This window comes from Paraburkholderia sp. MM5477-R1 (assembly GCF_050436385.1).
In the GTDB taxonomy this organism is placed as follows: Bacteria; Pseudomonadota; Gammaproteobacteria; order Burkholderiales; family Burkholderiaceae; genus Paraburkholderia; species Paraburkholderia tuberum.
On sequence record NZ_JBNDMC010000001.1, the window covers coordinates 417,940 to 438,664 of the forward strand.

A 20,725-nucleotide genomic window follows, 5' to 3' on the forward strand; every position below is an offset into this window, starting at 1 on the left:
GTGCAGGCCCGCGTCCGAAGCTGGCCCTAGGCCAGGGACCTCCCCAGCCGATCGCTACTTTGTACGTCATACATTGGCCTGTTCGAACGTTTCCAGTGCATGGTCGATTTACCCAGATGTCCAACGGTGCGTTCGACGCGGGTTTGGCCAAGCAGCAATTGAACGGCTCGCAGACTCTTTCTACGTCGGTAGGTCAGTGATGCCTTCGTGCGTCGCTTTGCATGTGTTCTAGACCGGCCATTCGCGGTAGGTCGTACTCGCCGAGATCCGAATGACCTTGATGGCCGACAACGCTACGAGCCAGCGTAGGCGGTGAAGGTCCGCTGTTTGGGGCGGAGCCGGCGTTCGAATGTCCGCCTGCGGGCGTGGCCGAACGGCCGTAGTTGGCCGACAGTACGCATTCACGATAACCGCCGGAGTGCGGTCGTCGGAGCTTCGAGCGGCCGCTCTGTATAACGTTCATCGAACTGGTGTTATCGGCCAACAAGCGCCGTTCGCTCGTGTTCCAGCGCTGACATCCGATCGTCAGGTCTGTGCCGCAAAGCAGTCCAATGCGACGGATTTCCGGTCCGAAACGGGGGTTCGCCCCACAGCAGTCTGCGCGCTCCCCCGAAGTCTTGCGTCGCTCAAACTCCGTAGCTCAACGAATCGTCACGCGATTCGCGAGATGCGCTCACCGAGCGGGCTTAGCGCTGTGACGGTATGCGACCAACGTCGCAAACCATGAGCCCGTGTACTGCCTGACGGCGCGTGGCCACGAGTGGCTGTTGCCTCTCAAGGCGTTCGATCATTCGGACACGTTGATCCTGTTCGCGTTAATGGGTTCCTGTCATTTAGGTTATCGGGCCACTACACTTTGAAGAATGGCGCGCCGCTGTCCGGAGTTGCTTGTTCTGCTTGCCATCGGCCGGCAATCTGCTCTTTCCGTAGCCCTGTTGGGGCGAAGTACCCGGTGTCGACCGATTCCGACGAGGTGGCGCGCAGTTTTCGTCGACTGTGTCCAGGGGAGGAAACGATGAACTACCACCTTGAAGGTCGTCTGCTCGAGGTCTGCAACTGCCGTGTCCTGTGCCCTTGCTGGATCGGCGAAGATCCGGATTTCGAAACCTGCCAATCGATCAATGCCTGGCACATCGACCAGGGCACGGTCGAAGGCGTCGATGTAGCCGGCAATACGGTTGCAACGGTGTGCAACATCCCAGGCAATGTGCTGAAGGGCAACTGGAAAGTGGCCATCTACATCAGCGACCACGCCTCGAAGGCGCAGGAGGAAGCGCTGATCAAGGTCTACACCGGCCAGGCCGGCGGTCCCGTCGCCGACCTGGCGCAGTTGTTCGGCACCGTCGTTTCAGTCGAGCGCGCGCCCATCACCTTTGATGTCATCGGTGGCAAGGGAACGCTCCAGATCGGCGCGGACTACCACGCAGAACTCGAGCCTTACCTTGGTCCCAGCGGCGCCAAGACTACATTGTCGGACACCGTTTTCTCGACGGTTCCTGGCGCGCCGGTGTTCGTCAGCAAGGCACCGGTCTACCACTCGAAGAATGCTGCGCTAGGCATCGATCTCAACCTCAAGGACCATAACGCCCTGCAGAGCACCTTCGTGTTCGACGTCTGATCGCGCCGCCGGCTGCGCCGCTCCGCGCCCTCGCATCGCCCAGCGCCCGAGCCGATCATGCCCCCCTTATCGCGTCATCAACGCGTCTTCCGGGTGGTACTTGCCTGCCTGGTGACGTTCGCCTGGCTCACCCTGTGGCTTTGGACACGCAGCCCTTACGGACGCTACCTTGACCACGGCGACTGGACGACATCCGGGCCTGCAGCACCGCTGTGCCGTGCTGTCCCCGGCGGCTCGCTGATCGTGCCGGCCGTACTCTACGCGCTGTCGTGGACGCTGATGATCCTGGCAATGATGCTCCCCACCACGGTGTCGCTGTTTAATACATTCGACCGTGTCGTCGCGGTCCGGCCGGACCGCGCACGCCTGCTGTTCCTTCTCGGCCTCGGCTACGTTGCAACGTGGAGCGCATTTGGACTGCTGGCGCACGCACTGCACGCGCTGCTCCTCGCGGGCATCGCGCGGGTGCCGGCGCTGGCATGGCATGGCTGGCTGATCGGGGTGGCCACGCTCGCCGGTGCCGGTGCGTTTCAGTTCAGCGAACTCAAGTATCGCTGCCTCGACAAGTGCCGCACGCCGCTGAGCTTCGTGATCAGCCGTTGGCGCGGCCGTGCACCCGAGCGGCACGCCTTCATGCTGGGCCTGCGCCATGGGCTGTTCTGCGTGGGCTGCTGTTGAGCACTGATGCTGCTGATGTTCGTCGTGGGTGCCGGCAGCCTCGGCTGGATGCTGTTGCTCGCCGCGGTCATGGCTATCGAGAAAAACGTAAATTGGGGACGGCAACTCAGCGCACCGCTTGGCGTGGCGCTGCTGGCAGGAGCAGCGGTGCTGGCCGCAATGCATGTATGAGGTCTCCCCAGCTCTCCGCGTGTGATTGCAGGTATGAATCAGCCAAACGGGGGTCCGCTCGCAGTGGGGCCATCACATTCAAGAGGCGGCAAGAGCCATCGGCAGGGCATTTATGCCATACAAACGCCAACGAGCTTTGCATGAACAGGAATCCAACTTCCAGCTTGCGGTTCCGCACCTACATCCATCCGCTCGTTGCCGGGACGGCCGTCGCCGTAATTCCACCAGCGCGAATGGCCGATAGCCCGCCGGACATTCTTGCGATGTCGATGACCGCTGTACTCCGGAACTGACATTTCGATGCGCGAGAACGCGAGAGGCCGAGATGGGTCGGTAGTGCGCATCCGCCGATAGAGAACACGGCATCCGCGGTAGTGCAGATTCGAACGGCAGGAAGGCACTGACGGGCAGACGCAGATCTCCAGTCGACGCCATGCGAACGCGACGCATCGCCGCGCGTCGCTCCCAGGCTCATAGGCCCCGCAAGGGACCTTTTTCCCGGCAGCCTATCGTCGCAGGCGAATGGCTCAGTACAAGGCCCAGTCGCAACGTCCGTCGGCTTTTCCGTTTCGGCTACGCGCCAGAGACAGCGCAGCAGCCCGTGCGTACTCACGTCCGATGCTCGTGACGCAACTAACTGTCAAGCGCTGGCGCCCTCCGGCCTGGCTTCGCCGCCACCCCGTCTGGCAGCAGGATGGGATAGCGGGCCACGACCCTGGTCCGTCCGAAAAGGGCATGCGGGTTGAGCAACCCGTGATTTCCTGGCGGACAACGATGTGGCGTCACCTGCCGTGCTCGCTTTGATCAGTGGCGCCCGAAATCGTCAGGTGTCAGTTCGACGCGTGCGCCCGGGTGCGCGAGCAGCTTGCGTTCAGCGATCGCGCGGATGCGGCTATATCCGTCGCGGAAGGTCCTGAGGATCCGCAGGTCGTCGGCCCGGTCTTCAAGCCAGAAATGAGCCTCGAGCGCTGCGGTCGTGATGACGCATTCGACGAGGGTTTGCCCTCTGACGAGGCGGAATGACACGCCTTGGCGGCTTGCCAGAATCTGCGGCTCGAATTCAGGTTTTTCCATGACGGGTTTCAGGGCGTTGTCGTTTATGCGGGTAAAGCGGTATGCGTATCGGTCTGATGAGGTTGGCGATTGCCGCCGGCATCAGGGTACAGGCTGCGGGGCATCGTGACGCGCGCAGGCGGGCATAACGGGCGGCTCCTGGCAGGCGCGTTCGCGAAGCGAGGTGGTACTCTCAGTTCCGGGTTGTAAAAGCCTCGCCGATCTGCCGCGCGCGCTTCACTTCGTCGCTGTGCAGGTAAATCGAGGTCGTGGAGACGGAAGCGTGCCGCAGGTTGTCGCGCACCGTGGTGAGTTCGGCGCCGTGGCCGAGCGCGTGGGTAGCGTGGGTGTGCCGCAACCAGTGGGGGCTCGCGCGGCGCAGCTTCTCCGCGAGCGGTGGGTGATCGGTTTCGATGGCACTGGCGGCAAGGACGAGAAAGCGCTCAAGCACGCTCCACAGCCGCACACTGCTGATGGCCGTGTCACTGTCTGCTTCCAGGCTGCCGATGATCGGTGTGTCCGGCCGCCAGCGCGCCGTAGTAGTCGGCAACTGGCGCCCGGCCAGATAGCGGGCGAGGGCGTCCCACGCGAGCGGCGGCAGCGCCACCCGTGCGATCTTGCCGCCTTTGCCGGTGACGCGCAGCCAGTGCTCGCCGCGTGCGTCCGTCTCGACGTGGCCGAGCGTCGCGCCGACCAGCTCACTCGCGCGCAAACCCGTCGCAAAGCCGAAATCGAGCAGGAACCGTAAGCGCTGCGCGGCCGGAACCGTCCAGCCGTGAGACCATTCCAGCCCCTCGGCCATCGTACGCACCAGCGCCCATTCCCCGTCGGTAAAGGCGCGCGACGCGTCGAGCGTCGATGCCGTCTTGCCGCCGCGCACCTTGATGCCGGCAAACGGATTGGCCAGCACGTAGCGCTGTTCGACCAGCCAGCGGAACAGGGCGCCGAGAATCGACAGCGCGTGCGCGACCGAGCGCGCCGAGAGGGTGCCGTTAAACGGCCGCCAGTCCGGTGACGTGCGGGGGCGCACCGGGCCGATCCAGCGTCTCCGCGGCGCCGGATGGCGCAGGAACGTCCGGTACGCGATCGCATCGTCGGTCGTGAGCGACGACAGCGCGCGGTCGCGTTCGACGATGGCCCAGAGGATCAGCCGCTCGGCTTCCTTGCGGTAGGTCCGCTGCGTGGCGGGCGACTCGTGCAGGGACAGCCACGTTTGCACGGCCTCGTAGTCGTTGGACGCGTCGAGCGTGCAGGGTGGCGGGCGGTGCGCGGAACGTGCCGGCGGAGCCATCGACCTCGTGCGGCAGTTTGAGGGTTTCCCACGGCACGATGTCGCCGCGCTGGCTCGCGACCACCAGCCCACGCGCCCTGTCCGTGAGCGCGGGCCAGGCGGCGAAGAACGCCTCGATCGAACGGGCGCTCGCCGTGCCGAGCCCCGGCACGGCCTTCCACCACTGGCGCCGGCGCGGAATGCGCACGGTGAGATCGGCGAGCGTCGTGATGCCGTACGCGTGCAGTACGCGCACCGCGCGCGGGGAAAACCACTGCGCGATGTCGTCGGCGATCTGCGGTTCCCGCGGGCGTGCGGTGCGCAAAGCGTCGATCGCCAGCGCGGCACCTTTCGCATGCTGTTGACGTCCTGCCGCCGGATGAGTGAGGAGTGCGACAAGGTCGTCGCGATGGGCCGCGCGCGCGATGTCCACCAGCCTGCGCCGGATGCGCCCGAGGACGCCGCGCGCCGATTTCCCGTCACCGAGTGCGGAGGGCAGGTAACGCGCCACGGCCTGCCGCACGGACACGCCGGCGTACCACGCGCGCAGCACGGCAAGCTCGTCGGCATCGGGAAAACCGGATCCGGAAGATTCAGCGTCAGCAGCGGGCGCGGAGGGCAGGGTGAGGCGCCTTTTCATACCCCGGAGTTTAGCCTGAAAACAGGTGCCTTTAGGTCGGGTAGCAGCGGTGCATTACTGCACCGCTGCCCCCTAAGAACCGTGCATGCGAGTTTCCCAGCACACGGCTCAAGCCTTTCAAAGCCCCATTGCCGAGGCCGGTTTCACTACTGAGAGTCCGAGGGCACGCGCGGCCCGATGGCAATCCGGGTGAAGCATCGTCAGGTTGCTGATCGTGTCCTTACCGCCATCGATCTTTCGCTCCAGGTGGTACAGCCGCCAGCCACTGGATTTCGTGATCATTTGACGACAGACCGGACAGGACCTCTGCTGATCGAGCCACAACCGGATCAGCCGCATCCGGCCCTTGAGCGAGTCCATCATCGCGAAGCCCAACCGCTCTTCGAAATAACTTTCCCACTGCGGGTCGAACGGGTTTGCGGCACCCTTGATCTTGCGGTGCCGCCGGATCGGCGTGCCGACAATGTCGTACAGCGTCAGAAGTTCACGCTTTCCATTGCTGAGCACTTTGTCCGTCGCCGTACCAAAGACCCATTGGCGGGCGCCAACGGTTCGAAAGTACTTCCGACGTACCCAGTGCGAGTTCTTCTGCGGGTGTCGGCGCTTCGCCCAACGCCATAGACATTGCCAAATCGCATGAGCAACCTTGTTAAAGGTGCGCTTCGCCACGACATGCCGATAATAATCCGCCCAACCGCGAATCTTTGGGTTGAGCAGGCGGATCAGACGATCGTGTCTTAGCGTTGCATTGCCTTTCACGACGTCCCGAAGCTTCCGCATGAAGCGCTGAACGCTCGTTTTGGCCGGCTTGATCAACAACTTGCCGTCGTACTTGCGAACGTTCATGCCCAGGAAATCGAACCCATCGTTGATATGCGTGATCCGGGTCTTCTCCCGTGACAGCGATAATCCCCGCTGTGCAAGAAACTGCACGACCAGCGGCATGACTTCATCCTCCAGCACTTCTCGCGTCGCGCCAGTGATAACAAAGTCATCTGCATATCGAACGACGTTAACCTTCGACGGATTCCGGCCGCCTCTGCAGAACTTCGCAAGAAGTGTTCGTTCTAACCCATCGAGAGTCATGTTCATCAACGTGGGCGAGATAATACCGCCCTGAGGCGTACCCGCTTCCGTCGAGTGAAAGACACTGTTGTGAAGGTAGCCAGCCTTCAACCACTTTCGCAGTATCGCTTTGTCCGTTGGGATGTGGGCGACCAACCAATCATGCGAAATTTCATCAAAGCAGCTCCGGATGTCGGCCTCCAGAATCCACTGCGCGCGATTGCTGCTGGCCAGTGAGATAAAGCACTGTTCTATCGCGTCGGCCGTGGAGCGGGCGGCTCTGAACCCATAAGAGTTCGGATCCGCCATGGTTTCTGCAACAGGTTCGAGTGCAAGCAGATGAAGCGCCTGTTGCGCTCTGTCGACCATGCAGGGAATTCCAAGAGGTCTCAGCCGTTTCCCGTCGGCTTTCGGGATATATATTCGTCTCAGCGGCAGAGGGCGGTAGCCCCGCCGCTTTAGAGACTTCACTGCCTGGAGTCGGGACCTCGGCGTAGACCATGTGAGGCCGTCTACGCCGGGAGTCCGTCTACCCTGATTCTCAGTCACCCGTCTGACGGCGAGTGCCTTGCCGCTGAACGAGTGGGTCAGCAACCACTGCAAAGCCTTCACCTTGCCGTACTTGCCGTCCTGTGTCGCCTTCACGATGCGAGCCTGCAGCCTTCGAATCTCACGATAGCATCGGGCCCAATCGACATCGTTCCAATGCATTGCGCGATCGGAGGACGCACCGGTGCCGGCTTGCTGCACTGTCATTTGCTTCTCCTCCTTTGAAGGTTCGTCAGACTCTTTCGTGACGAAAGACCATGCGGAAGTCTGCCCGCTTTCGCGTAGGATGATGTTGCCTTGCGGCGCAATCCCTATCCGTCTGATTACAGGACGGCGTTCGCTTTCTCCGCACTCCTGTTCCCGCACCTCCAACAGCTTTCCTCACGGTCGGCTTGCCCGACTGGGCAGAGATACGGGGTTTCCGTGTTCCGCATCGTTCGCAGGAATGGTTTAGGCTCTGCTTCTCCACCGGTAGCACCATGTCCGCGCTGCCCCATCTTATAAAGGGCAGACCTGCTACGTTCCCGTTTTGGGTGGGGCCTATCAGTGTCTTTGGCCCGTCTAAGTTAACGATGTTTATCAGCAGTTCAAATACTTTAACCATGCCATCCAGTCTAGCGCCCCCTCCGCATTGACACTCGCAGGGGCACCGTCGTCTCACGACCACGGCTTAGCTTGCGCCGGGCTACATTGTCTCGGTGGCTTCACACGGCGCCGTTACCAGCCCCGCATGCACCAATAGACTACGGGCGACGGAACGCCCGGTTTCCTCCCGCCAGACATCGACGGTAAAACAACGAACGAAGCGACCTCACGTCGCACATAAGAAAACTTATCTCAATAGCAGTGTTACGTCTCAAATTTTCCGGAGAAACGTGAACCTGCGGCCGTTCACACAACTAAAGCGGCCAGTTTTTAGCAAAAACCGCACACGGACCATGAACCGGGTATCAGCTATTGTCAGATCACGCGTCGTGGTTTCTGGCAGCGTAGCTGAACGACATCTGGTGCATCCGGCAACTGCCGGATTGCCTAAAGCATGGCTCCGGTCATGATCAGTCGCACATTCTGGTGAGCGTTGCTTCCCGCTGGAAAGATTTGTTTTTCATATGGCGTGACCGGGCCGGGGCCACCGCGCGCATTGTGATATCCCCATGCGGAGGTCAGCATGTCACAGGAACTCCCGACGCTGGATCCGCTCGCCGCGTTCGTCGACGTGGGCAGCGAACACATGCATGTTTCAGTGGGCGGCAACAGGCCGGAAGTGTTCGGTACCGTGACGTCCCAGCTGCACGCGTTGCGCGACTGGCTGATCGCGCAGGGTGTGCGTTCGGTTGCGATGGAAGCGACCGTTTACTGGTTGCCGTTGTACGGTGTACTCGAAAACGCCGGTCTCGAAGTGCGCATGGCCAATGGCCGGCAGACACGCAACCTGCCGGGCAGGAAAACCGATATGGCCGACAGCCGGTGGGGCGCCACGCTGCACATGCATGGCCTGCTGCACGCCGGCTTCGTACCGCCCGCTGACATCCGCCGGTTGCAGGACTACCTGCGTCTGCGCGTCGATCATGTCGCGGCCGCAGCCAGCTGTGTGCAACTGATGCAGAAGGCGCTCGAGCGCATGAATATCAAGCTGCAGGACGTCATATCCTCACTGGCCGGCGTCAGCGGCATCGCGGTGGTCCGTGCGATCATCGCTGGCGAGCGCTCGCCCGAGGCCCTGGTAGCACTGTGCGCCGTGCAGATCCGGCGAAAAAAAGAACAGGCGGTGATCGAATCCCTGCGTGGCACCTGGGCGGACCACCACATTTTTGCGCTGGGCCAGGCACTGCAATCCTGGGACCACTACCAGAAACTCATCGCCGATTGCGACCAGCGTCTCACTGCGGTGCTCCCACCGCACGATGCCACACAGCCCCCGCTGCCCAGGTCCACCCGACGAAGCAGCGTCAACGCCCCCGAAATTGCCAGGTTGCGCGAGATACTCACACAGATGTGTGGCGGACGCGATCTCACGACGCTGCCTGCACTGTCCGACTATGGCGTGCTGCAACTGATCGGCGAAGTCGGTACCGACCTGAGCGTCTGGCCCACGGAAAAAGCACTTCACCTCATGGGCGGGACTCGCACCGGGCAGCAGCGATAGTGGCAAACGCAAAAGACGGGTTAGTCGCGGCCGCAATCGGACCGGGCAACTCTTTTGCATGATGGCCCAGGGCCTGATCCGCAGCAAGGATATCGCGCTGGGCGGTTTTTACCGTCGACTCGCGGCGCACCGCGGCGGTCTGGTCGCCACCAAGGCGCTCGCCCGCAAGCTGGCTGGCTGGTTCTGGCGCGTAATGGTCAAGGGCGATGACTATGTTTAAAAAGGACTCGCGCGCAATGAAGAACAGGTTCGCAAGAGCAAGGAACGCGCTCTGAAGTGGCTTGCAAAGGAACTGGGACGCAAACTCGTTCCGCTAACGCTAACGACCGTTGATCGCGCAACGGCATAAAACCATCGACGCGGGAGGTTCATGGAAAGCTTCAGATATTCACGAATCCCGGCCGACCCTCAGGTTAGCGCTACGGCGTGGCTTTCGCGGCATTCAGCGCCTCATCGACGAGCGTGTCAACAGGCTCGAATATGGTGGTCACATCCTCCTCCGTCATATCAACGGGCCTAAGCTTTGCCGTGATGCCTTGGGCCTTGAGCACATCGGGTACGGACGCCACATCGACATTGGATGGCGTCGCAATCAGGAACCGGGGCTTCTCCATTTGCACCCGAACACGCTGGCCGTCGACGATCAGTTCAGGAGCCAACTCTTCAGGACTCAACTCATTGGTCCCGTTGACCTCAACTCCGGTCAATCGCTCAAGCACCGATCGCGGCTGGCCGCCGCTTTCAGCTTGAACATAGTCCTTTTGGAGTTCCGCGAAGTAATCGTCCACGCTCATGCCTGCAGGCGCTGTGCCGTCGGCCACGTCCTCGATGGCGATTCGGCGCAACTCTTCCCTTTCAGCTTTACTGATGCGGGAAAGCCTTGTGGTCAGCCCCTCTGCGGACATTCGGCCTGCTTTGGCTTCTGATATCGCCACGATGTGCAGGGTTCCGTTCTCACGGTCCAGAATGCCCACTACGCCGTCGGTGATCAGCCGCTTGTGACTGTCGGCAGCGTGAATCCGATATCCATCAATGAATTGGAGATCCCCCGATACCGTTTTTCCTAGCAACGTCTTCCGGCCAGCCGGCGTGGCAAGTGCCTTCTTAACCGCGCCGGCGTGTAACTCCTCTACCAGCTGACCACGCATCTGGTTGACGTTGGGCGACTTCTGGAGAATTCTCGTAATGGCGTCAGGCTCCAGACCTGTCTTGCCCAATGTTGATTCGACTTTTTTCAGGGCACTGGACAACTCCGTGCTGTCCAGGGTCAATTTGACCTTGTCGCGTCTCGTACGCAGCCGCGGTTGTTCAACGATACGTGCACGCCGCGACTTGTCGATGTCGGCGGCGAGAGCGTCAGCCATTTGTCGAGACTGCTCTGCAAGACTTTTTGCTTCGGCTTCTCCGCCAGTCTGCTTTGCGGCAGCCGAGGCGCGGGCGGCCAGATCTTCGGCTGCCTGCAACCTGCCTCGGAATTCCGGGGAGCCCACCAGTTCCTCGGCGTAATAAAGTCGCAACATCGCGCATTCTGAGCACCGCACAAGCCAGCCGCCCGCGGTGACCTTGATGGTATGTCCAGACTCTCCGAGCGCTTCGGCCAGAACGTGGCTTTCCACTTCGGTCAGCGCCTCTTTCTGGGCAACGCGCGCGGCTGCACCTTTTTCGCGCTCAGCCACTTCCTCCGCAGAGCCGTAACGGGTCTTCACCCGTTCGATGACGTCGGGAATCTGCTTTGCCGCAGGGTCGCTGGCCAGTTGCTCGAGTCCTTGCTTGAACGCCTGTTCGGTTTCGGCCGCCAGTGTGCGCCGGATAATCGGCGCAACTTCGCTGAAAATGCGAGCGGAATCCTTGACGTCGAGCGCCAGACCCACAATTGAAACTCCTAGCCACAGCAGGGATGGATCCTGCTGCGATATCGCCTGCGCCTTATCGAAGTCCGTGCCGGTTTGCGCCTTTTCGAGCTGGTACTCCTGCAGAGCGCTAGCGACGCCATAGGCGCTGATTCCGACGGTAGCCGCCTCTGCGGTCGCCACCGCGACTGCGACGCCGAAACTTGCCCCTGCCGTCGGGATGGCGGCGATCAGCCCGAGACCGATTGCAACTGCGGTGAACAGTGCATCCTCAAGCCCGAACGGCTTTCCTTCGTTGCGCCGGTCCTCGACTGCGCGATCTTGCCAACTGCCTGGTTCGACACCCAACTTTCTCTTCGTACCACCGACGATGACGGGACTTCTCCATACATCGACGCGGTCATTATCGAGCCCGTTTCGAACTGCGGCGATATTGTCGAGCCGGTCGTCTACGGCTCGCGTGAGCGAGGCGGCTCCTTCTCCCCCTATAGGGTTGGCAGCGATTGCAGCGAGCGCTGCCGTATTCGCCTTACCCTCCGCCGCGTAGGCTGCAAGGATCGGAAAATTGCCTTCGTTTTCGGCTCGCACATGGTCGACTTCGACGCGAGCGGCTTTAATCTGTTCGCCGATCGAGTCATATTGCGCCTGGTTTTCTTGTGGTACCTCGGTAATGGTTGTGCCGAACTCAAGGTCGACCACTACCTCTCGCATCAAGCCTTGCTGCTGGACAATCAGGTCGTCGAGCATTCGTCGCTTTGCAGCAAGCGCTCCGGCGGCATTAGCAAGCCCCTTCTGGGCAGCAGGATCGGCGAAGGGCGCAAAACCCTGGACTGCGTCGCGCTTGCTGACGATGCCGTAGCGAAGCTGTTCGGCTCGAATGCGGGCTTCGCTCTGCAGCAAGATGTCACCGGTTTGTCCGACCGCCGCCTCGTCGAACGTCCGGACGAATTGGTGCCAATCACCGGCCAACGCCAGATATTGCGTCTCCGCTGTTTCGATGATGGTCTGAGCCATATTGCTGAAGCCGCCGCCAGCGAGCATGAAGGCGACGAACGGCTCATGGCTGTCCGCGGGAGGATTGGAGAGTTCATTGACAAACTGCATTGCGGCCCCGAGCCCGCCTTGTGCAGCCACGCCTTCAAGCACACTTCGCATTTGTATCGGATCAGCGGAAAGCGTCTTGCCCCTGTAGGCCGGGACGAAAGGCAGATCCCCTTGAGTTGCCGTTGGCGTGGCTCCCGGGGTGTCGGCAGGCGCCGTCGTCGGTGCTGCCGGCCCAAGGCCTGCGTCGGGCAGCGGTTGTTCGGCAGACGGGGGAGGCGTCGGCGACGGGTCTGACTGTCGGCGCAATTCGAGCGGCTCGCGGATGCCTCGCAAACTGCCGCTCTTCGTCACATGCGCCAGTTCGTGCGCAAGAAGTCGCCGGCCCGCGTCTGAATGGGGCGTGTATTGCCCTTCGCCGAAGGCAATATCGTTACCAACGGTATAAGCCAGCGCACCAATGGATCTGGCAGAATTTGCGGCCTGCCCGTCGGTATGAATGCGGACCGCGCTGAAGTCGTAATCGAAGCGTCCTTCCATGTCGGAGCGGGTCGCAGAGTCGAGCGGCCGGCCTGCGCTACCTAGTGCCTGATGGACGATCGAAGGTGCCTCGAAGCCGCCGGAAGACCTGGCAAGGCGTCGCCTGACGACGGACTGTTCACCCGCTTCCTCGATCCGCTTGTTCCGGCATTCGTCGCATTCGCCACTCGCGCCACCCGCGGCGGCGCATGCACACTTTCCCTGCAAGCCCGGCCCTGGCATGCGCATAACCCGGTCGGCGACTCTATCGGCTTCCTCTTCGAGCGGGTCGTCCGGCCTGCCGACGGCAAGCTTTGCATGGAGACCGGTCGACCTCATGAGCGCCTGAATCGCCTGGTTGCCGAGTTCAGGCTGTAATTCGGACGCGCGCCCGCTGGACGCATGCGCCCCGCGTGGCAAAACGGAATCCGTCCTTTTCGGGAGCTCTGCCGCAACGCGTTTCGACGCAGCTTTGAGTTGCGCTTTCATTGCGCCGCCATCCTGGGCTGAGTTGCAGCTAGCAGCCCCTGGTACTGCCGGAAGTCGCCTTCGAGGGGCACCTTGCCTTGCTTCAGCAATTGGCGTGAGACCGCCTGGCAGAGCCTTGCCATGTCGATCGGCGCCTCATCGGCCACCGCCGCGAACGTCGCATCCAGCACCGCCACGCGAATGTCGCCGCCGGCGAGCGCAAACTGCCGCGCAAGAAACGCGAAATCCACGTCGCCCGCCACACGCGCGCCGCATGGAATCGCCGCGCGCCACAGTCGTTCGCGCAAGGACGCGTCCGGCAGCGGGAACTCGATCACGAAGTGCATCCGCCGGCTGAATGCAGGGTCGACGTTGCTTGCCAGGTTCGATGCGAGGATCACGACGCCCTCGAATGCTTCGAGGCGCTGAAGAAGATAGGCGACTTCGATGTTGGCGTAGCGGTCGTGAGCGTCTTTGACTTCGCTGCGCTTGCCGAACAACGCGTCGGCTTCGTCGAAGAACAGGATCGCATTACCATCGCGGGCGAGGGCGAAGACCCGGTCGAGATGTTTCTCCGTCTCGCCGATGTATTTGCTGACCATCGACGAGAGATCGATCCGCCAAAGGTCGAGCCCCGCTTCGCGCGCCAGAGCCTCTGCGCTCATCGATTTGCCCGTGCCGGGACTTCCGCTGAACAACGCCGTAATGCCTGGGCCGCCGTCGAAACCCCACTCGCAGAAAACTCGCTCGCGATAACGGATCGCACCGCTCAGCCGACGCAGCTGATTCAAGGTCGTGGGCGGCAACACCAGATTCTCCCAGCCGCGCGTCTGCTTCACGCGTTGCGCGAGGCCGCCAAATTCGACCGAGGCCTGACATCGCGCCGATTCGAGCAGTGCGCTGGCGCTGGCGCTCCCGCGTTCGTCGGGCCGCAAGCCGAGGCTCAAGCGCAGGCTCTGGGCTGCCACCTCGATTTGCCGGGCAGATAGACGGAAACGCTGCGCCACATCGGTCAGCGCGGCGGAGTCCGTCAGTAGTCCGGCTTTTTGCAAAGTGGAAGCCCACAAGCCTTGTCTCGCCGGACCATCAGGCGCCGCGAACCCGACTTCAATCAGCGGCATACGGGCCAGGTGGTGACGCCATGCCGCGTCAACCGGCACCGGCAAAAACACGGGAACCGGGATGTCGCGCAGCGCCGGGGCGAGCATCTGCAATGCGATGGAATCGGCTTCGATCAACAGCAGCGCGTCGGCAAGCCGCGCCGTGAGCGCGCCATCCCGGAGCAGCGCCGATGGGTCGTCATCGGCCGTTATGGTCAGCCGCACGACGGCACGATCGAGCCGACGTGCAAGCGCACCGACGGCGGCGAAGCCGGTGTCCGGTTGCGTCCCTGTCATCGCCACAACGGGAGCTTCGCCTGATGAGATCAACGCGCCCAGCGACGCAAGCGGTCCGCAGTCATCTGCTGTCGCTGGCGGTTCAAGTGCGAGGCCCCGCCTGCTCACGACCATCGCTCCGAACAGATGCGCACAAAGTGCAGGGTTGGCGGCGAACTCCCGGAGCGGCAGCGGCGCGCGCGACTCTTCAGTGGCCAGCGGCAGCAGCAGCGCTGGCCGGAACAAGGGTCCGTTCGCGGCGAGCGCGGCGTGCGCCGTGTCGCCGAACACACGGTGCGCGAGATCGATGGTGGGCCACCGCCTGCGTACGTCGTCATTCAGGTACGCATAGATCCGCGCGTAAGACGGATCGACGTCAGGCGCAAGCGCGAACAGCAGCACATCGATAGCGATCGCGTCGAGACGGAAACGCGCGGCGATGGCGTCGATGGCCGAGTGTGGTTCACGGACCGGCAAGCTCGCCCAGTCGGATGACGCCGTGCCGTGTCGAGCGAGCAGCGCATCCACCTGCTCGTCGCTGATGAACAGGCCGCGGAACTCATCGAGCGACAACTGATAGCGCGCCCGCAGCCGCACGATCTCGCGGGCGAGCGCCACGTCGAGCCTGCGCAGCGGAAGGTGCTTGCGAATGGAGGTCACGGCGATATCCTGCTGATCGCGATGCGCGCGCCGGACGGGGTTGGCACGCTGCCTTCAGCGACCCGCGCGAGAGACAGCAGCACGTCGAGCGGCGGTCGGCTGAGTTGCGCGCTCCACCCGCGAGGGCCACGCTCGAACGCGGCCGTGATGCCGAGCAGCTGGTCCCAAAGGAAGGGTGCCGAGGGATCGCCGAACCCCGGCAAGCGCCGTGCGAATCGTTTCAACGCTGCGCGGGCAAGGCCGGCCAGGGTCCGCGCGGCTGCCCGGGAACCCGTCAGGGTACGCTGCGCCAACAGGAAGCGGATATTGCACGGATGGTCCAACGGCGCGAGAAGCGGTGCCAGGCTCGCCCACGCATCCTCCGAGATAGCGCCAAGGCGCGCCGTCAATGCGGCCGCAGGAGCGCCCAGGTCGAGGCCAAACAACTGACGCCAGAGCAAATCGTCGAGCCAGTCAGCGAAACGTTCGCGCCCAGCGCATAAGCCAAGCGCCGCATAACCGATCAGCTCTGCAGCATCTTGCTGCGCGTCCGGCCAACCGGCTGTGATGTTTCCGATGTCGGTCATTCCGAGGTCCGGCAGCAGCAATAGCAGACCGCCGAACCGACTGAAGTAATACGCGTTGGCGGCCTCGGTCGGGCGGCTTGCCGAGAGTACAGGCGCCAGAGCGCGGCGCGCGTCGGCAAGTGAAATCGAGCGGGTCGCCGTCTCGGCGACCAATGTCAACAGGCTGCGGACCAGCTCGTCGGGAAGTTCGTCCAGCTTGCCGCGCTTCACTGCATCGTGCCTCGCTTCATCCAGCCTGGCCCACAGGCGTGCCGCAGCGGCCAGCGCGGGGCCCGCCAAACCGGGGCGCTGTGCGAACCCGCCGACGAATAGCTCTGGCGCGGATGCACCTTCAGGCAGTACCGCGACGGCGGTGGCAATCGTGCTAACGCAGTCCGCGAGGCTGGCTGCGGGCGCACCTGCGCGAGCGAAGCCGTCCAGAACCCGGTCGGCCTCGAGCGGCGTGAGGGTGCGCAATACGACCGCTCGTCTGAGCGGCGATAGGCTGGCGAGCGCTTCCAGCCCGAGCCTTGCTTCGGCAAGAAGCGTCGTCCGGATCGCTTGGGGCTGCGAAAGAAAGCGCAAGCCGTCTGCGTCGCCCAGCCACCAATGATCCGCCGCGGATTTCGCCGCCAGCGCCTCCAGCAGCGCAGCCAGATAGATCTGACGGCTCGCGTAGCAAACGATGCCGCTGCTACTGCCGCCAGAACCTCCGCTTGCCTCGGCCCGATGCAACTCACGCGTTATCGCACGCGCGAGCGACGCCCCGAAAGCCTGCGGATCGAACGCAGTGTCGAGTGTGATATCCAGATCCAAGCGGCGTATCCGCAGCACGGCATCGCTGGACCATGCGCTCATCGCGTGCTCCAGCGCTTGCGGCAAATAGCTGCGGGCCGCGTCGATGAGCCGCTGCTCCAGTTCGGTCGGCCCGGGATAGTCGCGCGGCGCGAAGCCACGGATCCGCAGGCGCCTGATGATGATGCTAGTCGACATGGATTCAGGCGCCGCCGGACGGAGGGCTTGGAGCCGCCGTACCGCCGCCGCAAGCCTCCAGCATCCGGCTGAGGCGCGCGTTCTCGTCTTCCAGCGCCTCGACGCGTTCGGTGAGCTGACGCAGCGCTTCGATCACCACCGCCTCGAAGCCTTGCAGCGTGAGCAGCTTCGTGTCGCTGCTAGGATCTTGGCGAACCCAGCCGGGAAACACCGCTTCGACTTCGTCGGCGATCAGCCCCGTTTGACGCCCTGGCCGAAGCTGGGCCAGATCCTCGCGGGCCCATTCGAATTCAACGCCGCGCAACGCGAGCAGCTTCCCTAGTGCGTCCCCGAGAGGCGCGATGTCGCGCTTAAGCCGAGCATCGCTAGGATAGAACACGCCACCGACAGTCATGCTGCCCGTGACGGTCGCATCGCCACGGACGACCGTGTTGCCGTTGACGTCGAGCCGCGCGGCCGGCGTTGCCGTGCCAATCCCCACGTTGTCGTTATTCGGACCGTCAAACGCCACGATGCTTCCGCCGCTCTGGAGGTGCAGCTTACCGTTGTTGTCGTCGAATACTTTCGAGCCGAGCATCTGAACGAAGGCGGCGCCCGTGTTCGTGATGGTGATGCCACCGCCGAGGTTCAGGCTGCCCGCCACGTTCGCATCGCCGTTGACGTCGAGCAGCCGCACGGGATTCGTCGTGCCGATGCCGACGTTGTCGTTGCCATCGAAAGTCACGATATTGCCGCCGCTGCGAATGCGCAGGGTGCCGTCGCCCTGATCGATCAATGCTGAGCCAAGCAGCCGCAGGAATGCATTCCCCGTATTGACGGCAATCCCGCCGCCGCGCACGTCGAGCGCGGTGTCGGGCTGCGGCGACGCGGTGCCGATCCCGACGTGCGTGAGGCCACTGCCGGGGTTGAGCTCGATGTCGGGGCCGAGCTCGATCGTGCCGTCGCGTGCCGTCAGCAGCAGACTGCCGTCATTTTCCCCGCCGATCGTGCAGCCGTTCAGATGAAGGGTCGTCGGGTCGCCGTCGTGACCGAAGTCGCCATTCACATCGAGCGTGAGCCCCGCTCCCGGCACGGCGACGCCGATGCCGACCCGTGAGTCGGTCCCGACCGACAGCGCCGGCGGAGCAAGCAGCGTCGCCGGGGTGTTTGCCGTTGCCGGTTGCGACGCCGCGACCAGCAGCCGGTTCACCAGTCCGCCCGCGGGCGCTTGTCCAATCGACACTTCGAGGTTCTGAACCGTCGGTGTGGTCGTGTCGGCATTGCGGCGCAGGAATAGCGAACCCGCCGGCTCGGTGCCGTCGGCCACGCGCAGACTGAGCATGCCGCCCCACAGGCGCGCATCGCCGAGGACGCGCATATTGCCCTCGACCCACACCAGCTCGTTGCCGACGAGGCGGGTCGCATTGTTGGGATCGCTCTGGACATCGGAGGCCTGGATGCTGTTTTTCGCAGCAAGATCGTCATCCGTGAGGCCGCTCTGCTGATCGGTCTGCCGGTCGCGCAGCCTGAGCACGCCGTCTGCGGCGAGCACGCTTTCCGCCACGCAGTTGGCATAGCGTCGCGCCACCCGGCTCAACGCGAGCTGCGCTTCCGTTCGCGGGTTGAAGCTGCCGGGCGACCCCGCGACATAGCTGACGATGCCGACGGGTACCAGCCAGGCGGCGCTGTCGTCGGGAAAAAGCTGATGCGGTGCCGATCCGTCGAGCACAACGGCGGCCGCCGCGTCGAAGGCGATCAGCATGTCGCGTGGATCGGCCACCGTCACGCCGTTCAGCACGACGCCACCGGTTTGCTGCGTGACGTTTTGCGCTCCCGTGACGATCGCGTAACTATCGGCGATGCGGGTCACCGGATCGCCTGTGCCACAGGTCTGGAAGCCGGGCGAAATCCTCTGGGTGTCGAGCGCGCTGTATTTGAGCCAGACGGGCTGATTTCCGGGAGGCAGGCCCGCGAACAGATCGAGGGTGACGGGCGCAGGGGAAATCACGACGATGGGACGGCCATACCCGTCCCAAGCGATGCCGGGTTCGATATACATCTGAGTCGCGCCCGTGGCGTCGGTGATCTCGACCAGCGCGAGTCCGCTCGCGATGCCCCAGGTGCGCCCGGACAGCGCCTGGCGTGCAGTCTTGTCGCGATCGTAGGTTACGGCGGCGTTGAGGTCGTCGGCGCCAATATATTGGCCGTTCGAGAAAGTAGGGCGCTGCGGCAGCGTATCGGACATGGTTGGTGTCTCCCGACCGTTTTAGCGATCCTCGGGCTTGCGTAGCGCATCGAGCGCGCTTTGATGCGCTGCCACCGTGGCGCGCAGCGAATCGAGTTCGGCTTGCATCGAAGCTACTGTTTCGGAATCCTTCAGACCTCTGGCGGCGCTCAGCAGCGGGCCGAAGCTGTCCACCAGGGGGCGCGCGATTTCCGCTAGTAACTTGGCGTGCGGCGTCTGCGCCAGACGCTCGGCGCTGCCCTGCTGGCCGGAGGTGCCTGGATCGACGGGATCGAGCAGCGCTTGTGCCAGGTCGGCGAATGTGAGCGGGGTCGCGCCGCGCGCCAGATTGGCCACGATGGCTTCCGAGATCGGGTTGCTCGCCTGATAGCTGCGCCCGGCAAAGCTGATCGGCTCATCGAACGTCTGATCGCCGCGCTGAATGTCGGCGCGTTGGACATCCTCCGCGGTGCCGCCGGCGGCAGACAGGTTCGTGCGAAATCCGAGTTGCCTGGGAAGCCCGAACACGGCGCAGCAGATCTCCTGCATCAGTTGCCGGATCATCGGCACGAAGGGCAGCCAGCCGAGCCAGTATCCCAGCGTCTTCGTCGTGACGACGTGCTTGCGCAGCGGCGTCCAGTCGCACACCGACACGATCGTGCAATCGCTGCTCCTCACGCGGACACGGGCGAGCGGCACACGGGGATCCCCTGGCGGCAGACACGCGGGCAGCGCTGCCAGGCAAAAGCATCCGAGCAGGATTTCGATCATCACGAGCAGTTCAGTCTCGTACGCGACTTTGAGATCAGCTGTAAAGGTATCGCTGTCGGGTTTGGGACAGTTCACGGCCTGCAGCTTCGCAATGGCCTCACAGTCCGTGCCGCCCTGCATGGTCAGATAGGTGATGAGCGCGAGCCGCAAGTTGCAGCAGTATGCAGACCAGCCGGCCTGGTCCTGGCCGGGCGGGTTCGCCGGGGCGGTAGGGAGCATCTTCGCGAGCGTCTGAAAACAGCAACGCATCCGCGCGAACAGATCGCCGCCGAGCGTGCCCGCAAGTCCCGCAATGCCGCGTACGGTGCCTTCGGGCGGCGGTGTGGTCTGCGGGGCTAGGAACACCTCATAACGGTACGCCTCACAGGTCACGGTCGGCTCGCATTCGGGCGGCGCTCCCCGTCGCGGTCCGTTGGCGCTGACCGGCGGCGTATTGGCGACGGTCTGCCCGCAGCAGCTTGCGGCCGACTGCTTGCCGCCGCAGCCGCAGGATCCGGCCGCGCCGCCACAGATGCACGCGCTTGCCCCACTGCCGCAAGCGCATTGCGAGGAACCCGTCAGCGGTGTAGTGCCGCGCGATGGCGCTTCCTGATAGCGGATCGCGAGTATCCACTCCTGCTCCAGATCCTTGCAGAACGACGTATCCCGATAGGGCGAGCAATCGGGCGACGTCGAGGGCATGCAGGCATTGATCAGCTTGCAGATATCGACCGTGTTCTGTGCGCACACGATGATGTCGCTGCCGCAAGGGTCGATCGCATAGCCCGGCGAGACGGTGACGGTGTTCTGACACGGGCTGCACACGACCTCCAGCCCGCATACGACGCCATGGCCGACCAGATAGCGATTGTGCAAGCGGTTCTTCGCGACGATGTACTCGTCCAGCCGGTTCAGGTCCTGTTCCGTCAGCAACTGTCCGGCGAAGAAGCGTGGTCTGCACAGGCATTCGAGGCCACCGCAATCGGGACAGGGCTGGCAGCCCGGTCCAGCCGGGTAAAGGCTGCTAGCCTGTGCTGCGGAAGAGGCGCTTGACGCGCTTGACCATGCCCGGCCTCGTGTGTAGGCAGTGTAGGGCGCGTTGACCGAGTCCTGTGGCATCGCGGTCTCCT

General features: G+C 63.3%; 10 protein-coding genes and 3 pseudogenes. 4 read left to right on the plus strand and 9 right to left on the minus strand.

All coding sequences use genetic code 11. The annotated features are described in order from the left end of the window. Window positions 1-26: 26 nt before the first annotated feature. Window positions 27-227: pseudogene (locus OKW35_RS02085) on the minus strand (hypothetical protein); the annotation flags it as partial. A 788-nt stretch (window positions 228-1,015) separates the two neighbouring features. On the opposite strand from OKW35_RS02085, the gene OKW35_RS02090 reads away from it, so the two are divergent. Beyond that, entirely contained in the window at window positions 1,016-1,618 is a 603-nt protein-coding gene (locus OKW35_RS02090; RefSeq protein WP_429551112.1) for a DUF1326 domain-containing protein, read from the plus strand. Window positions 1,619-1,675: 57 nt separating this feature from the next. Further along, window positions 1,676-2,467, plus strand: a pseudogene (locus tag OKW35_RS02095) (DUF2182 domain-containing protein). An 804-nt stretch (window positions 2,468-3,271) separates the two neighbouring features. Here OKW35_RS02095 and OKW35_RS02100 read toward each other — a convergent pair. The 3 genes and pseudogenes from OKW35_RS02100 to ltrA form a co-directional block, all read right to left on the minus strand. Continuing rightward, window positions 3,272-3,541 carry a DUF1488 family protein gene (locus OKW35_RS02100; RefSeq protein WP_090812210.1) on the minus strand — a complete coding sequence of 90 codons (270 nt, stop codon included), beginning with the start codon at window positions 3,539-3,541 and terminating at the stop codon, window positions 3,272-3,274. A gap of 172 nt (window positions 3,542-3,713) precedes the next feature. Further along, a pseudogene (locus tag OKW35_RS02105) lies at window positions 3,714-5,430 on the minus strand (phage integrase family protein). 117 nt (window positions 5,431-5,547) lie between these two features. Further along, on the minus strand, window positions 5,548-7,251 hold the full coding sequence (ltrA, locus tag OKW35_RS02110) for a group II intron reverse transcriptase/maturase (protein ID WP_429551044.1): 1,704 nt from the start codon (window positions 7,249-7,251) through the stop codon (window positions 5,548-5,550). A gap of 961 nt (window positions 7,252-8,212) precedes the next feature. On the opposite strand from ltrA, the gene OKW35_RS02115 reads away from it, so the two are divergent. Continuing rightward, on the plus strand, window positions 8,213-9,190 hold the full coding sequence (locus tag OKW35_RS02115) for an IS110 family transposase (protein ID WP_429551113.1): 978 nt from the start codon (window positions 8,213-8,215) through the stop codon (window positions 9,188-9,190). Between the two features lie 58 nt (window positions 9,191-9,248). Continuing rightward, on the plus strand, window positions 9,249-9,410 hold the full coding sequence (locus OKW35_RS02120) for a hypothetical protein (protein ID WP_429551114.1): 162 nt from the start codon (window positions 9,249-9,251) through the stop codon (window positions 9,408-9,410). A gap of 199 nt (window positions 9,411-9,609) precedes the next feature. Here the strand turns inward: OKW35_RS02120 and OKW35_RS02125 are convergent, their stop codons facing one another. The 5 genes from OKW35_RS02125 to OKW35_RS02145 are packed head-to-tail and all read right to left on the minus strand — an operon-like array spanning window position 9,610 to window position 20,714. Beyond that, window positions 9,610-13,089: a DUF4157 domain-containing protein gene (locus tag OKW35_RS02125; protein WP_429551115.1), complete on the minus strand. Its 3,480-nt coding sequence runs from the start codon at window positions 13,087-13,089 to the stop codon at window positions 9,610-9,612. Next, the gene (locus OKW35_RS02130; protein WP_429551116.1) at window positions 13,086-15,104 is read right to left on the minus strand and encodes an ATP-binding protein; all 2,019 of its coding nucleotides are present in this window, start codon (window positions 15,102-15,104) and stop codon (window positions 13,086-13,088) included. Before OKW35_RS02130 ends, OKW35_RS02125 begins: the two co-directional genes overlap by 4 nt. Next, on the minus strand, window positions 15,101-16,642 hold the full coding sequence (locus tag OKW35_RS02135) for a hypothetical protein (RefSeq protein WP_429551117.1): 1,542 nt from the start codon (window positions 16,640-16,642) through the stop codon (window positions 15,101-15,103). The genes OKW35_RS02130 and OKW35_RS02135 overlap by 4 nt, the downstream gene beginning before the upstream one ends. A gap of 4 nt (window positions 16,643-16,646) precedes the next feature. Continuing rightward, on the minus strand, window positions 16,647-18,866 hold the full coding sequence (locus tag OKW35_RS02140) for a tail fiber domain-containing protein (protein ID WP_429551118.1): 2,220 nt from the start codon (window positions 18,864-18,866) through the stop codon (window positions 16,647-16,649). Between the two features lie 21 nt (window positions 18,867-18,887). Further along, window positions 18,888-20,714, minus strand: coding sequence for a hypothetical protein (locus tag OKW35_RS02145; RefSeq protein ID WP_429551119.1), 1,827 nt, complete (start codon window positions 20,712-20,714; stop codon window positions 18,888-18,890). Window positions 20,715-20,725: the final 11 nt, after the last annotated feature.

Excerpts from the sequence above, each read along its gene's own strand:
- OKW35_RS02090 (WP_429551112.1), top strand. The coding sequence starts at position 1,016 with ATGAACTACCACCTTGAAGGTCGTCTGCTCGAGGTCTGCAACTGCCGT.
- OKW35_RS02100 (WP_090812210.1), bottom strand. The coding sequence starts at position 3,541 with ATGGAAAAACCTGAATTCGAGCCGCAGATTCTGGCAAGCCGCCAAGGC.
- ltrA (WP_429551044.1), bottom strand. The coding sequence starts at position 7,251 with ATGACAGTGCAGCAAGCCGGCACCGGTGCGTCCTCCGATCGCGCAATG.
- OKW35_RS02115 (WP_429551113.1), top strand. The coding sequence starts at position 8,213 with ATGTCACAGGAACTCCCGACGCTGGATCCGCTCGCCGCGTTCGTCGAC.
- OKW35_RS02120 (WP_429551114.1), top strand. The coding sequence starts at position 9,249 with ATGATGGCCCAGGGCCTGATCCGCAGCAAGGATATCGCGCTGGGCGGT.
- OKW35_RS02125 (WP_429551115.1), bottom strand. The coding sequence starts at position 13,089 with ATGAAAGCGCAACTCAAAGCTGCGTCGAAACGCGTTGCGGCAGAGCTC.
- OKW35_RS02135 (WP_429551117.1), bottom strand. The coding sequence starts at position 16,642 with ATGTCGACTAGCATCATCATCAGGCGCCTGCGGATCCGTGGCTTCGCG.
- OKW35_RS02140 (WP_429551118.1), bottom strand. The coding sequence starts at position 18,866 with ATGTCCGATACGCTGCCGCAGCGCCCTACTTTCTCGAACGGCCAATAT.
- OKW35_RS02145 (WP_429551119.1), bottom strand. The coding sequence starts at position 20,714 with ATGCCACAGGACTCGGTCAACGCGCCCTACACTGCCTACACACGAGGC.